The sequence below is a fragment of the Companilactobacillus musae genome, from assembly GCF_003967595.1.
GTDB lineage: Bacteria > Bacillota > Bacilli > Lactobacillales > Lactobacillaceae > Companilactobacillus > Companilactobacillus musae.
The window spans coordinates 13,609-28,648 of the sequence record NZ_BIFW01000009.1 but is presented as its reverse complement, the minus strand read 5'-3'; the positions used below and the strand labels follow the sequence as shown (position 1 = coordinate 28,648).

Below are 15,040 nucleotides of genomic sequence, written 5' to 3'. Positions count from 1 at the left end.
TTTTCATGTTAGAATTACACTAATTTAATGTTAGAAGGGAATTACTATGGGAAAGAAAAATAATAAACACTTTTCCCATAACGGGGAAAGAACTATGGAAAATGATCTACTCTCACCTAAAGTAAAAAAAATAGCTCGCGATGATGTTGAAATCAAGGTCCATTATGTTGACTCTTTAGGCAAAGATATCACCCAACCAACCACCATCAAAGGACATTATTTGGATAAGCTGGATATTCCTTGGAAAGAAATTCCAGGATATGTTTTGTCATCAGTTACTAACTTTCAACAAACATTCATCCCCAATTCTGACGGAATTTACTTAGTTTATGCTAATCAATTGTCAGCTCCAGTAATTGTTTACCATCGTAATGCTGAAGGTAATTTAATTTCCGATCCACAATATCTAGATGGTGAATTGAATCGTAAGTTTGATACTCATCCACTTGACGAGGCTAATCACTTTCTGATTCAGTCACCTAGAAGATCAAATGGTCAATTTACCTCACGCGTTCAAGAGCAAGAGTACGTTTACAATGTTCTACCAATCAAAAACTATAAGATAAACAAAAACTTGTTTGTAGAAACCTCAAACAATGTGAATGTTTATAGCCAGCCGCTCAACAATGTGCCTTTGGAAAAGACTCTACCTTATGGGACAACTTGGAAAGTTTATCGAGCAGTTCAAGAAACCTACAATAATACTGTTTGGTATAATTTAGGTGGAAATACTTGGATTCCAAGTACCGAAAGCATTTCTACTAAAATTATTAAACAAACTACCCCAAGACAGGAAATGTTAAATAGTCCATTGGCGGAAACTGCTAATAATATCAGCTATACTTACTCAGTTATCGATAGTATGGACATCAACAAATCGGTCACCGTTCTTTATTACAAGGATCAATACATCACTGCTTGGAAGACTCCTTACGGTGATATGGATAATCAACGTTATCGTGGTGGTCAGTCTGTTTTCGTCAACAAGATTGTTCAGTTAGACAATTACAGTGTTTGGGCTGAATTAAAAGATGGTTATTACATTGAAAGTAAATATCTAAATCTTTAATTTTAGATAATATAAAAGAACGGCGTCTATTAAGAAATTCAGGCATTTTACATACCTTGAATATTTCTTAGCAGATGTCGTTTTTTTATATTCTTAAAATGATTATTGATACATTATATATGTTATAGTTAACATATGTTTTGAAGAACATATGTATGGAGGAATAATAGTGAACTATTGGATTTTATTTTTAACTTTTCTAAGTGTTAATTTGGATTTTTTCTTTATGTTAATTTTCTTATTAAAGAAATATAAACTATCAAAGGTCATCATAGGTTATTTACTGGGTAATATTATTCTACTAACAATCAGTTTTGTTATTGGAAAAGCTTTAACATCATTTTTACCTGAGTGGATCTTAGGAACACTAGGTATCTTACCCATTTACTTGGCCTTTCACGACGACGATGATAAACAAACATCTACACACAAATCACCTATTATTAGTGTTCTAGTTACTTATCTATCAGTTTGCGCTGGTTGTAATTTATCGATTTTTTTACCTATTTTGGTTGGAGAGAGTTTAAACAGCTTTTTGATAACCTTAGTCTTTATCGGTTCCCTAACTATTTTAGTAGTTTTTATTATCAAACTAATTGCTGACATCCCTGCAGTTTCTACAGTTATGGAAAATCATGGCGAAAAACTCATGAAAATTTGTTATGTTTTAATCGGATTATATGTCTTTTGGGACAGTGGTCTAATAACACATTTGCTTGCCTTACTTTAAATTCAAAAACCGATGCTATAATATAGTAGAAATTTACTAAAAAGGATCAGATAATCATGAACAAGCAGACTGCCAATCAGTTAATCAATTCCAAACAATTAATTGAATCTGAACGCATCTTTAAATTACTAAGTAATCCTAATCGACTTCAAATGTTAAAACTTTTGGAAAACAATACTCTCAGTGTTAATGAAATTGGACAAATGCTAGACATTGAGCAGTCCGTTGTTTCTCACCAATTATCTATTCTCAAAAAACATCAACTGGTCAGTTCTCAAAAGGAGGGCAAATTTAACTATTATCAACTTGATGACCCCCATATTCTCGATGTTATCAATGAAATGCTTGAGCATGCCGATCATGTTATTAGAGGTAAAAAACACGGCGAATAAATTATTAAAGAATACTACCTAATGCAAAAACTACAGGGATAGTAATCAAACTCAAAATAGTTGATAAGCTCATCAAGGAAATGGCCGGTGCTGCGTCCCCATCTACTTGCAATGTAAATAAGACGACCAATCCTGCAACTGGACAGGCTGCCATCACAATTGTGGTATAAAAGGCTATTCCACTGACTCCTATCAATTTCAAAATAAATATTCCAATAATAGGAAAAATTAAATTCCGTAATAAAATAGTGAATCCAATTTCTTTATTTAACATTTCACGACTGAATTTGATATTAGCCAAACTATTTCCAATAACAATCATAGATAGAGGAGTATTGACTGATCCAACATATTTAATAATTTGATTGGGAATACTTGGTATTTTTACAGAACAGACAAAAAGAATGATACCTAAAAATATTGCGACGATATTAGGATTCAATAACACTTGACGCCAATCAGCTTTTTCCACTGTTCCACTATTGTTATCACGAAATAAAGCTACCCCTTGGGTCCAACTGAATATATTAAAGGCCGCCAAAGAGACAACCGCATAGAACACTCCTTGTGATCCAAACAAAGCGCTAATTAGAGGTATTCCCATGAAGCCGGCATTAGAATAAATACTGCCATACTGGGCTATCCGTCGAAGATTTTGATTTTTTAAATGTCCAAAAAATAATTTTGCTATAATGATCTCAATAATATAAAGTACAAATACTCCGGCAACTGCCAATAAAAATTGTTTGATTCGACTGCCTGAATACGGTTGTTCAAAAGCATTAATAATTAAGCACGGCGAAACAATGTACAACAAGACATTTGTTAAGTCGCTAGATGTCTGTCCATGCATAAACTTTAATTTATTTATCAAAACTCCCACTAACATTAAACAAAACATCAAAACAATTTGATTAATCAGTTGTCCTATATTCATTTGCGTAATCCCCTTTAGTTAATATATTATACAAATATTTCATGCCAAAAAGAAGATTATTAAAATTTGTATATAAAAAAGAGCAGTATCTATTAAGGATATTGCTCTTTTTCATTAGATTCTTCGACGACTTGTAGCTGGGAATCCTAATTGTTCACGATACTTAGCAACTGTTCTCCTAGCAATTTGTAAACCATCTTCAACCAACATTTCAGAAATCTTTTGATCACTAAGTGGTTTCTTTTTATCTTCGTTATTCAAAATATGTTTAATTTTCACTTTAACCTGATCAACTGATTGTTCTTCACCAACAGTTACCTTACTACGACGGGAGAAGAAGTTCTTTAACTCAAAAATTCCAAAATCAGTCTGAATATATTTGCCATTGATAGTCCGACTAACAGTAGACTCACTCATCTGCAGCTTCTGAGCAACATCCCGAATCAATAAAGGCTCCAAGGCCTGACTCTCTTGCATAAAGAACTTGTATTGTGCTTTTACGATGCATCTACCAATGATTGAAATAGTTTCAACCCTACGTTGCAAGTTATACTCCAAAGTCTTGTATTGACTGTATTTGTCACGAATATACTTTTCAACCTCAGCATCAGTTGATTTAGACAAACGATCATAAGTTTCTTCCGCAAAAATCAATTGTGGTTGACCATACTTTGTAATTGAAAGTGTCAACTTATCCTTATTTTTCTTCACTTGCAATTCAGGCACAACATACTGCTCATTTTGTGAAGTATAACGCTGACCTGGATTAGCTGACAAAGATTGAATAAAATCAACATCTTCTTGTAATTGGGCGTTTGATAATTTTAAAGCACGTTTGAGTTTCTTCCATTCATGTCTAGTAAATAACTCAAAGTTATCGCTCAACATTGACATAATAGCTTTATTAGCATTATCAGCTTCAGCTTGAAGGTATAAACACTCTTGTAAATCACGAGCTCCAATCCCTGGAGGATCTAATTGATGTAATAAGGTCTTAGCATCAAGCAACATTATTGGAGTTATATCAGGCAATTCAGAATAAATTTCCTCATCTGACATAGTCAAATACCCATTTGGATCTAATTGCTCAATTAAATAAATAACCAAATCACGTAATGGTGTTTTCCGCATTGTCAATTGAACTTGATCAAGTAAATATTCAAAAAGTGATTGTTGTTCATCCTTAATTTGATAAGATTTGCCACCCTCACTATCTATAAATGGCATATCTAAATTAACATGGACATCAAATAAGGGATTTTCCAAACTCTGTTCACTTAAATAATCTGCTAAATCAATAGCATCCGATTGCAAAATTAAAATTGATTGCCGCATTCCTTGCGTTAAAGACAACCCTTGAACTTGTTTTTGGTTTAAATTCTGTTTAAGTTCCATCAGGTTCCCTCCCCTCTATTAATTAATAAATTAGAACTTTTAGACTGAGATCAGTCTTAAAAGCGTTTCCAATATAATAACTAATACAATGATAGCGCTTTTTTTACGTTTTGTATTTACTCTCTGAAAATTTATTTACGAAGGTTTCTCTTAACATCAATGAATGAACTCAATCCACTAGAATTCAATCTAATCAAACGATCTCTGAATTCACCTTTATCCAAATTGACTTGATCACCATTATAAATTCGAAAAAGCATCAAAGTATTTCTAATCAAAAAACTAGCACAGATAAACGCATCCATTTTAGAAATATCAAAATCAGCATATAACGCACTAGCAAAGCCTTGAGCCACCTTAGCTTCTACCTTTCGAGATAAGAAACTGTAATCAATTGAAGTCATCATAAAAGTATAAAAATCCCTAGATTGTTGAAAAAAATCAAAGATTTTATCAAAGACATATCCTGGTTCAGACAAACTTTCACTTAAAGGTTTATCGGTAATAATGCTTAATAATTGCTCCGCAATTTCGTCAACAATTGTATTAGAAAAATCTTCAATCGAATCATAATGTAGATAAAATGTCTTGCGATTAATATGTGCTGCCTCAGTCAAAGCTTTAACCGTGATATTACGATAACTATTTGTACGTGCTAATTCCCTAAAGGCCAGCTTTAAAGCTTGATTCGTCTTTTGAACACGTAGATCAACTTTTTTCATTATTTTCTCTTTTCTATTATTTTCTTGAAAGATATTACACATATTGTGTATTTATGTTGTGGTTTTTAAATAATTTAGAGTTATTATTTAAGCCACAGTTGAGTATTATTTATCAACGCAACTATAACATATTTTACAAAGGGGCAAAACGATGATTAAAGAAGAATGGAAATATCTGCTTAAACATAAATTGATCATAATTGTCTTCGCTGTCATGATTTTTATTCCATCAATCTATTCCGTAACTTTTCTCAAGTCAATGTGGGATCCTTATGGCGAGCTCAAGTATTTACCAGTTGCAGTCGTAAACCACGACCAAACTGTTAAGTACCATGGTAGTAGCCTTAGCATTGGTAAAGATTTAAGTAAGAATTTGAAAAAATCTAAAGCAATGGATTTTCAACTCCAAAATTCCAATTCAGCTGATCAAGGATTAAAGAATGGTAAATATTATATGATAATTACCATTCCCAAAAATTTCTCCAAAAATGCTACAACTTTACTCAATAAAAAACCTAAGAAAATGATTTTAAATTACGAAACTAGTGCTGGCCATAATTTCACAGCTTCTAAAATGACAGCTTCAGCTGCTAAACAAGCGGCACAGTCAGTTTCCAATCAAATTACCAAGACTTACTCTAAAACGATGTTTAATGCCATTAAACAAGTTTCTCAAGGTATGGACTCAGCCGCCAAAGGCAGTGAAAAACTTGCTAATGGTGGTGCCAAAATTGAAAGTGCTAATCAACAAATAACTAGAGCTTTAAATACCCTAACCGATAGCACTTTAACTTTTTCAAACGGCGCTCAAACATTAAATCAAGGTTTGAATAAATATATTTCAGGTGTCGATCAGGCAGCAAAGGGTTCTAATAGCCTTACTACTGGAATGCAACAGTTAAATTCAAAGTCTAATATTCTCTCATCAGGTGTCGATCAATTAGCAACTGGTAGTAATAATTTGAATACTGGTATTAAAAATTACACTACCGGTGTTTCTAATCTTGATTCCGCCACAGGATCATTAAATTCTGGTGCTAGTACCTTAAGTAGTGGTACTTCACAGTTATCAAATAGTTCCAATAATTTGAATTCTGGACTTTTTCAATTACAAAATGCCAGTCAAGAATTAACTACTAATCTTCAAAATGTCAGTTCTAGTTTGAATGGCAATACTAGTCAATTAAGCAAATCACTTAATGATCTTAAAAATCAATTAAGTGACAATAATTCTACTCAAGCTGATTCCATCAAAACTGATTTGGTAAATTTGCAACAAGCTATTTCTGAACAAAATGCTCACAACAAGGATACTTACAATCAAATATCTCAAGTTGCCGATCAACAAGGTCTAACCGACAATCAAAAAAATGCCATTCTAAATACTCTCAGTAATTCCAATAACGACAACCTGGATAAAATCACTAATGCTTTGGCTACTGATTTAAATAATTTACTAACTGTTCAAACACAGGGTGCTAGTCAAATTGATGCCTTGCAAAACTCTTTAGCAACCTCTCAAAATAATTTATCCACAGTTATTTCACAATTAGCTGCTGGTTCCCAACAACTAACCACAAAACTAGGTACAGTTAATAACGGAATGAATCAATTAACCACGGGTATTAACCAAGTTAATGAGAATACAAGTAAACTAGCCCAAGGTATTAATCAATTGAATGTCGGTACTAATCAACTAACTAACAGTACTCTTACAAATGGTGCCGCCAGTTTAAATTCGGGAATAAATTCCATGAATTCACAAATGCCAACTTTAACTGGTGGTATTAATCAACTAGCAACAGATGCTCAAAGTCTTAATTCAGGTATTTCCCAACTAGTTAATAATGGCTCAAACTTAACTTCTGGAGCTAGTCAATTAGCCATTGGCGCCGACAAAATCACTAATGGTTCTCAAGCACTAGCACAAGGTTCCAACGATATGGATTCTGGTATCAATCAAATTACTTCTGGCAACAATACTTTAACCAAAAAGTTATCCGCCGGTGCTAAAAAATCCAATATTAAAGCTACTAATCTAACTTACGATCAAATCGCAAAGCCTACTACAACTAAACACAAAGAACGCGACACTGCTCCAAATAATGGAACCGGTATGGCGCCTTACATGCTGTCTGTTTCTCTATTTGTCGGTGCACTTGCTTTTAACTTAATGTTTGATATTTATACTCCTAGAAAATATCCTCACACTGGTGTTGCTTGGTGGGCTAGCAAATCAACCGTTACTGGTACTTTTGTTTTAGGAGAAAGTTTAGCCGTCTTTGCTCTACTATGTGGCATTGATGGACTTAAACCAGTTCAAACCTTTGCTACATTTATCATGTTGATTCTAACCGGTTTAACCTTCATGTCGATTGTTTACTGGTTAAATCTAGTTTTAGGAAAAGTTGGTTCTTTCTTGAGTATGATACTTTTAGTATTTCAACTAGGAGGCTCTGCTGGGACTTATCCTATTCAATTATCTAATGGCTTCTTTAACGCTATTCATCCCTGGTTACCAATGACTTACACCGTCAGCGGGCTCAGACAAACTCTAATGATTGGTGATTCGGCTATACCTCAGATGATAATCCTATTAGTAATTACATTAATATTCTCCGTTATGAGTATTCTCTTCTTTATTAGAAGAAAAACTCATATCAAAAAAATTGATTTTACCAAAGAAAGTACTGAGCACTCTCTAACCTAATTAACAAACAAAAGGATCTGTTAACGATGGATATTTTGTCTATTGTTAACAGATCTTTTTGTTTGCTTTTTGAAAATTGGTACATATTAAAAGTGCTATTAAAATAGTATTAAATAATAAATGGTCTAATTTATTTACTTAAATTTTATAATGCAATATACTCTGGTCGTAATTAGAATATAAAGAACTAAGTTACACCTTGAGCCGATTAAACATCTCAAAAAAGTTTGACTCACTTTGAATTTTTAAGCTCTTTAAAGTGGAGATGATCAATATGAAAATGAAAAAACCATTAATTTTTATATCTATCGTTGGTTTATTTCTAGCATTTCTATTTATTTTGTTTCCCAAGGCACTAACAGTTAGTGCTGCTACGGATTCACCACCTGTTTCTGGAGTTGAATCACCGCCAGGGACGACTACGACTTCAACAACGGCCTCAAATACCGCTACAAGTCCTGCAACAGTTGCATCTACTCCTTCAACTACTCAAACTACAACTGCTCAAACTCCTACAACAAATTCAACTGCAGCAAGTACCACTACTGCTAATACAGCTACCTCAACATCACCTACTACTACAACAGATAGAGTTGTTAGAAAAGACATCCCTCTCACTGGTGTTAATGGACCTGATGCTAAAGTAACTGATATGAATGGTCAACCTATTCAACCATCGGATAATTTATATACTTGGTTGAACTTTAATGTTAACTACAACTGGAGTATCGCCGATGGAGTAGTCATTGAAGCTGGCGACATGTCATCCTTCCAACTACCTGAAGGTCTTGTTGCTTCTGGGGATTTATCATTCCCTATTTACAATAGTAGTGGTAAAGAAATCGGTGTTGCTACTATCAAGAATGGTGAATCAACTGGTACTATTACTTTCAACGATGCTCTAGAAAGCACTGATACAAACCGTACAGGTACTTTATCACTCGTTGCTAAAGGTACTAATACTGGTGATAATAATGTTGGACAAAATTGGATGTTCAACAAAAACGGCTGGGTTGCAGGTTACGATCAAAATAATATTCCTGATGAATTAACTTGGAACATTGCTTTTAATCCTAACGAACACAACTTAAAAAATGTCGTTATTACCGACTTTCTTGGGCCTAACCAAGAATATATTCCTGGATCTTTAACTGCTATCGGTGGATCTTACGGACCTAATGGTTTTGTAAGTAATGGACAGCAATTAAATCCTACAGTTACAACTGACGGCAACAAAGTCATTATTAGTTTTCCTGACTACGTTACAACTGCAGTCGATATTTACTACAGAGTTAAAGTAACTGACACAAGTGAAAGCGGCATTACCACTTGGACCAACCACGCTACTATGGGTTCTAGTGAAGGCGATTATTCTATCGATTCCTCAACATCTTGGGGTGGTTCTGGTACTGGTAATGGTGAACAAAGTGTCGGTTCTGTAACACTTAAAAAGACTGATGCTACTGGTAAGCAAGGATTGGCCGGCGCTGAATACAAGCTTGTCGATAGTAAGGGTAACGTTATCATTTCCAATGGTACTACTGATGAAAATGGTGTCTTAGCCATTAAAAACTTGCCATACGGAACTTACACTTTAACTGAAGTAAAAGCTCCTGACGGTTATCAACTAAACACTGAACCTATTAGCTTCACAATTCCTAACGATGGAGTTATTGATCTCAACTTGAGTCAAGCCGATACTTCAGAATTAGGTGCTGTTATTTTAAAGAAACTTGATCCAGATTCTAAAGCAACTATTGCTGGAGCAACCTTCAATTTATTAGATAGCGCCGGTAATGTCATTCAAGAAGGTCTTGTTACTGACGGTAATGGTGAAATTGCCATTGATAATTTACCTGCTGGTGACTATTCATTTGTCGAAACACAACCAGCTGCTGGTTATGAATTGAATGAAACTCCTATCAACTTTACAGTTGTTGCTGGTCAAACAACCCCTGTTGAATTAGAGAAATTCAATGTTGCCACAACCGTCACACCTAACACTGGTAACATTCTTTTAACAAAGGTCGATTCTAAAACTGGTAACTTCTTACCTGGAGCTGTTTATAATCTCTTAGACAGTGAAGATAACATTCTTCAAAGTGATTTGATTACTGATGATAAAGGTCAAATCAGTATTCCAAACCTACCCGCTGGTACATATTCATTAGTTGAAACAAAAGCCCCTGAAGGCTATGAAATCAACATTGCACCTATTATCTTTACTGTTAAAGAAGGTCAAACTGATTCTTTGACAGCCAAGAATAATGAAACACCTACTAACCCTGGTGAACCCGGTGGTCCTGAAGCTCCCGGTGAACCTGAAGAACCCGGTACTACTGAACCTCCTACTACTGGACCCGAAGAACCTACTAACCCTGGTACTAAACCTCCCGTTACTGGTCCTGAAGAACCTACTAACCCTGGTACTAAGCCTCCTGTTACTGGTCCTGAAGAACCTAGTGAACCTGGTACTAAACCTCCTGTTACTGGTCCTGAAGAACCCAGCGAACCTGAAAACCCTGGTACTGTAGTTCCACCTGTATATCCAGAGATTCCTGGTACCGATGACAATAATGATGAAGAGGTACCTAGTCCTGAAAATCCTGGCGCTATTACACCAGCTCCAAGTCCTGATGAAGTATTACCACCTATCAATCCTGGTAATGTTGGTGGTGGATCATCTTCCGGAGTTGTTGGACTTCCTGGATCAAACTCAACGGCTTCTGGCAATGGTTACAATAAAGGTACATTCCCACAAACCGGTAATGAAAGTGGCTTATTCATGATGATCAGTGGTTTGTTCATTGCTTTATTTGCAATTCTCAAACACTTGATCAAAAAACTAAGTTACTAAAATCAAAAATGTCCATATAACGACCATCATTAGATAGTTGCTACATGGGCATTTTTATGTACAGAATGGCTACACTTTTGATAACAATTTTAAAATTAAATCGTCTATTATAATTTTTGATAACAAGATATTAATAAATATTCAGTTATCTAATAATTTCACCTTTTACTAATGCATGTTTCCTCAAAGGAGATAAATATTATGAAATTAATCCAAAAAAGTCTTTTATTTGCATCCTTAGTGGCTGTTGGAGCTAGTATCACAACCATTCCAATTATCAGTAGTAAAACTATTGAAGCAGCTTCCACAAGTTATGAAAATTTAAATACTACTGGTTTTTATTATCGTATAGCAAATGATAAATTGATCAAGGCATCAGATGTAAAAGTTATCACTGATGATACTCAAGAAGACAGCAACATGATTTCTACTGCCGTTGCCAATAATTTCCGTCTTGAAGTAACGGTTCCTAAAGCAAGCTTATATGATCTTAAAGGCAATAAACTAACTCATCATCTAACTAAAGATACAATTTGCCCTATTGGTAGCCGTGATGCCTTTTACAACAGTACTTATTACAAGGTTTCTAAGGATAAAATGATTCAAGTTAGTGATAGCACTTGGCTTTAACGAGTAAGCGTTATCTAATGTATTCTCAAGGAGATAATAATATGAAATTAATTCAAAAAGGTCTTTTATTCGTTTCATTATTTACCATAGGTACTGGTAGTATCAGTATTCCAGCCATTACATCTTCCCAAATCGTTCAAGCTAGCAAGATCAAATCTACTAAAATAACGGTTAAAGTTGCCAAAGCTCAACTCTATAATGAAAAAGGAAAAAAGATTTCAAAATGTTTAACTAAAGGAACAACTAAAAAAACTTCTGAAAAGAAATCTATTAAAAATTGTACTTACTATCAAATTGGCAAGGATCAATACGTCAAATCATCAAATGTCAGTTTAAAATAATTTTTATTAATTAAAACGTCGCAAAACATGTGACATTTTTTTAATTTCATAACTATCTTTAAAATTGAATTATAAACATAAATAAGGTAATTTATATATGCAAAGGAGACTTATTTATGGTTCATGGAGAAAGTACTTCATTATTAGTAGATTTAGCTCAAGAATATTACTTAAATCACCTAAATTTAGGTGATATCTCAAAAAAATATAAAATCAGTCGCTATAAAATATCTAAATATTTGCAAGAAGCAATCGACAAAAAAATCGTTACGATCAACATTAGTTCGCCTTTTTCACGTAGTCATAATTTGGAAGACAAACTCAGTTTGGCTTTTCCTAATGCTAATTTCTACATTCTGAAAAATACTGATGATATTGCTCACCAAAATGATCGGTTTTATTCCTTTGCAGCAAAATATCTTCAAGATTTGATTGATGGCAAAAAATTGATTGGTCTCACTTGGGGAGACACTATTTATCACGTAATTGATTCATTTCAAACAATTTCTAAAAACAATATGCTTTTTACTCAATTCATGGGTGGAAATGGCAAAAACAATTCTTTAGCAGGAACCATGCGAATGGTTCAAAAAGCAGCTAATAAATATAATAGTCAATATTTAACTATTGATGCCCCACTTTATATTCTCAATAGTGCGGTTCGCCAACAATTAGGTCTAGAACCGGCTATCAAACCAACTTTGACTGTTGCCCAAAAATTGGATTTGATTTTTGCCAGTATTGGAACAGTCGATTCAATCAATAGTATTGACACTTGGCGTGATAATAAAAATTTGCTTTTTCCAAACGTTGACTCCAATTCAATTGCTGCCTTAATCTATGGACGACCTATCAACAAAGATGGCAAACTGTTAATTACAGAAGATAATGACAAAGTATTTGGTATAAAATTAGCACAAGTTTTAGAGGTACCCACTCGAGTAGGTATCGTAAACGATAAATTTAAAACTAATTCTTTAAAAGCTGTTTTAAATGGTAACTACTTTACCGATGTTATTTTAAACGAACCAATTGCTCAAAAGTTAATTACAGAGTTATAAAATAAAGAAAGCGTCTATTAGGAGATATTCGAAGTATGTAAAATATACTTGAATCTCTTAATAGACGCTTTTTTAATACTCCCTGACGTATTTATTAAATAAAACTTCTTATCGTATTTGCAACTGCTTCTGGATCAGGTTTGCAAATTATGTCCATTTGCCGACTAAATTCTTGAAGATCTGGTTTACTATTGATCCAAACACTTCTAGTCGCACCTGCCAACATCTCTAAATCATTACAATCATTACCAAAAGCAACATAATCTTCAATTTCTAAATATTTCAAAGTTGAAAATTTATTAATCCCTGAAGCCGTAATATCGACTGTCCCTTCACCAGATAAACCAATAATGTTTAAAGATGTCTTTTCTTTAATTGTCGTGATCAACTGATGTTGAAGTTCATTATCAACATTCACAAAAATTGTTTTAATCGGTTCAATAATCTCATCCAAAGTAATTTTTTCAGCTAATTGAGCTGGATCAATCATTCTTTCAATAAAACTTGATTGTGTGATTCTACTTGCATAATTCCAACTACTATCCACGATATAATTCAATTCAAATTTATCAATTAAAATTTTTAAAAGCATAAAATCCTTATCAGGAATCTTAGATATTACTTTGATTTCCTCTGCCAATGAAATCATGGCTCCATTAGCTCCAATCAATTTATGATCCGTAAAACTTGGAATCATTGGCAATAAATCTCGAATTGGTCGTGCTGAGGCAAATATCACCTCATTATCCGCATCAATCAAATCTTTAATGGCCCGATTTATTAATGGAGAAATTGTTTTACCATCAAAGCTCAATGTTCCATCAACATCAAAAATATACTGCATTCTTTACTCCTAGGCTTTTTTAATTTTACTAATTAAACAACCTATTACCAAACCTATCAACGCTGGAACCATCCATCCTAAGCTGAGTTGTGCTAAAGGCAAATGACTATTCCAGATGAGAACTTGTTGGATCATATTACTAGTTTTCAATTCTTTAGGTAACGCTGCTAAACCAGCAAACAACGCTGGAATTACTGTAAATAACGTTGTCATACCATAAATCCATTTGGATTCACCAATTAAAGGTGTGAAAACAGCAATTATTATCAAAACTATCGCTAGAGGATATAGAAACATCAAAACCGGTGTCGAATAATTGATCAACTTTGTTAATCCAATATTGGCTACGACAAATGACAATCCACCAGCAAATAATAAAACAGCTTGATAATTAAATTTAGGAAACATTTCTGTTGCCGTTTCGCCAAACGCTGAAATAAGGCCAATTGAAGTCTTCAAACAAGCAATAATCGCTATCAATGCCAATAATAAACTACCAAATGAGCCGAAATAATAATTGAATACTTGCGCCAAAGTTACGCCACCATTTGAAGCTAATGGCAATTTATTTACACTCATAGTTCCAATTAAGGCTAAAAAAGCATAAATTATCCCCATTAAGACAACACTGATCAATCCTGATTTAATCGTATCTTTAGCAATCTGTCCCGGATGTTTGACACCTAAAGACTTGATAGTATCAATTACGACCACTCCAAAAGCCAATGATGCTAAAGCATCCATAGTATTATAGCCTTCAGTAAAACCAGTCAACACAGGATGTTTAACATATTGTCCATGCGGCAAGGTATTAATACTTCCCATTGGTTTAATAAAAGCTGTCACAACTAATATACCCAATAGAACTAAAAATATTGGTGTCAGCCATTTACCAACATACGTCATTAATTTGCTAGGTTTTCTTGAGAATAAGAAAGTTACTCCAAAAAAGATAGCTGAAAAAATCAATAAAACTAAGTTTTGATTACCTTTTTCTACAAACGGAGCAATCCCCAATTGAAAAGAAATCGTCGCTAACCGCGGAATCGCAAAAAACGGTCCCATCGTTAAATACAACAAAATTGTAAAAATATAAGCATAAGGCCGGTTAACCCTTCCTGCTAGATCAAAGACACTATTGCTACCAGTCATTCCCATACTGGCAACACCCAATAGTGGTAAACCAACCCCAGTTATCAACAATCCAATAATGGCATACACAACGTTACTACCAGCTTGTTGACCTAAAAATACTGGAAAAATCAGATTACCAGCACCAAAAAATAGTCCAAATAGCATTGAACCAATAAAAAACAAGTTTCTCCACGTTAATTTTTCATTCATTAATTTCA

Annotated in this window: 13 protein-coding genes; 8 read left to right on the top strand and 5 right to left on the bottom strand. The window is 33.9% G+C overall.

The genetic code is table 11. The features are described from left to right. Positions 1-94: 94 nt before the first annotated feature. From LAB100_RS09660 to LAB100_RS09650, 3 genes are all read left to right on the top strand, one after another. Positions 95-1,069 (top strand): MucBP domain-containing protein, encoded by a 975-nt coding sequence (locus LAB100_RS09660; protein WP_246001327.1) that lies wholly within the window; start codon positions 95-97, stop codon positions 1,067-1,069. A 169-nt stretch (positions 1,070-1,238) separates the two neighbouring features. After that, entirely contained in the window at positions 1,239-1,799 is a 561-nt protein-coding gene (locus LAB100_RS09655; protein ID WP_119327320.1) for a cadmium resistance transporter, read from the top strand. 56 nt (positions 1,800-1,855) lie between these two features. Beyond that, positions 1,856-2,191 (top strand): ArsR/SmtB family transcription factor, encoded by a 336-nt coding sequence (locus LAB100_RS09650; protein WP_119327319.1) that lies wholly within the window; start codon positions 1,856-1,858, stop codon positions 2,189-2,191. A 4-nt stretch (positions 2,192-2,195) separates the two neighbouring features. Here LAB100_RS09650 and LAB100_RS09645 read toward each other — a convergent pair whose 3' ends face one another. The 3 genes from LAB100_RS09645 to LAB100_RS09635 form a co-directional block, all read right to left on the bottom strand. Then, on the bottom strand, positions 2,196-3,128 hold the full coding sequence (locus LAB100_RS09645) for an AEC family transporter (RefSeq protein ID WP_119327318.1): 933 nt from the start codon (positions 3,126-3,128) through the stop codon (positions 2,196-2,198). A gap of 114 nt (positions 3,129-3,242) precedes the next feature. Further along, a complete protein-coding gene (gene rpoN / locus LAB100_RS09640) occupies positions 3,243-4,523 on the bottom strand; it encodes an RNA polymerase factor sigma-54 (protein ID WP_119327317.1) in 1,281 nt (426 codons plus the stop codon). 131 nt (positions 4,524-4,654) lie between these two features. After that, entirely contained in the window at positions 4,655-5,245 is a 591-nt protein-coding gene (locus LAB100_RS09635; protein WP_119327316.1) for a TetR/AcrR family transcriptional regulator, read from the bottom strand. A gap of 151 nt (positions 5,246-5,396) precedes the next feature. On the opposite strand from LAB100_RS09635, the gene LAB100_RS09630 reads away from it, so the two are divergent. The 5 genes from LAB100_RS09630 (at position 5,397) to LAB100_RS09610 (ending at position 12,844) form a co-directional block, all read left to right on the top strand. Continuing rightward, on the top strand, positions 5,397-7,955 hold the full coding sequence (locus tag LAB100_RS09630) for a YhgE/Pip domain-containing protein (RefSeq protein ID WP_119327315.1): 2,559 nt from the start codon (positions 5,397-5,399) through the stop codon (positions 7,953-7,955). A gap of 274 nt (positions 7,956-8,229) precedes the next feature. Then, the gene (locus tag LAB100_RS09625; protein ID WP_162894266.1) at positions 8,230-10,812 is read left to right on the top strand and encodes a SpaA isopeptide-forming pilin-related protein; all 2,583 of its coding nucleotides are present in this window, start codon (positions 8,230-8,232) and stop codon (positions 10,810-10,812) included. Positions 10,813-11,013: 201 nt separating this feature from the next. Further along, a complete protein-coding gene (locus tag LAB100_RS09620) occupies positions 11,014-11,442 on the top strand; it encodes a hypothetical protein (protein ID WP_162894265.1) in 429 nt (142 codons plus the stop codon). A 41-nt stretch (positions 11,443-11,483) separates the two neighbouring features. Beyond that, a complete protein-coding gene (locus LAB100_RS09615) occupies positions 11,484-11,783 on the top strand; it encodes an SLAP domain-containing protein (RefSeq protein ID WP_162894264.1) in 300 nt (99 codons plus the stop codon). A 116-nt stretch (positions 11,784-11,899) separates the two neighbouring features. Beyond that, the gene (locus tag LAB100_RS09610) at positions 11,900-12,844 is read left to right on the top strand and encodes a sugar-binding transcriptional regulator (RefSeq protein ID WP_119327311.1); all 945 of its coding nucleotides are present in this window, start codon (positions 11,900-11,902) and stop codon (positions 12,842-12,844) included. Between the two features lie 94 nt (positions 12,845-12,938). Here the strand turns inward: LAB100_RS09610 and LAB100_RS09605 are convergent, their stop codons facing one another. Beyond that, complete coding sequence (locus LAB100_RS09605; RefSeq protein WP_119327310.1) at positions 12,939-13,688, bottom strand: HAD-IIB family hydrolase; 750 nt, start codon at positions 13,686-13,688, stop codon at positions 12,939-12,941. 9 nt (positions 13,689-13,697) lie between these two features. After that, entirely contained in the window at positions 13,698-15,032 is a 1,335-nt protein-coding gene (gene brnQ / locus LAB100_RS09600) for a branched-chain amino acid transport system II carrier protein (RefSeq protein ID WP_119327309.1), read from the bottom strand. Positions 15,033-15,040 lie beyond the last annotated feature (8 nt).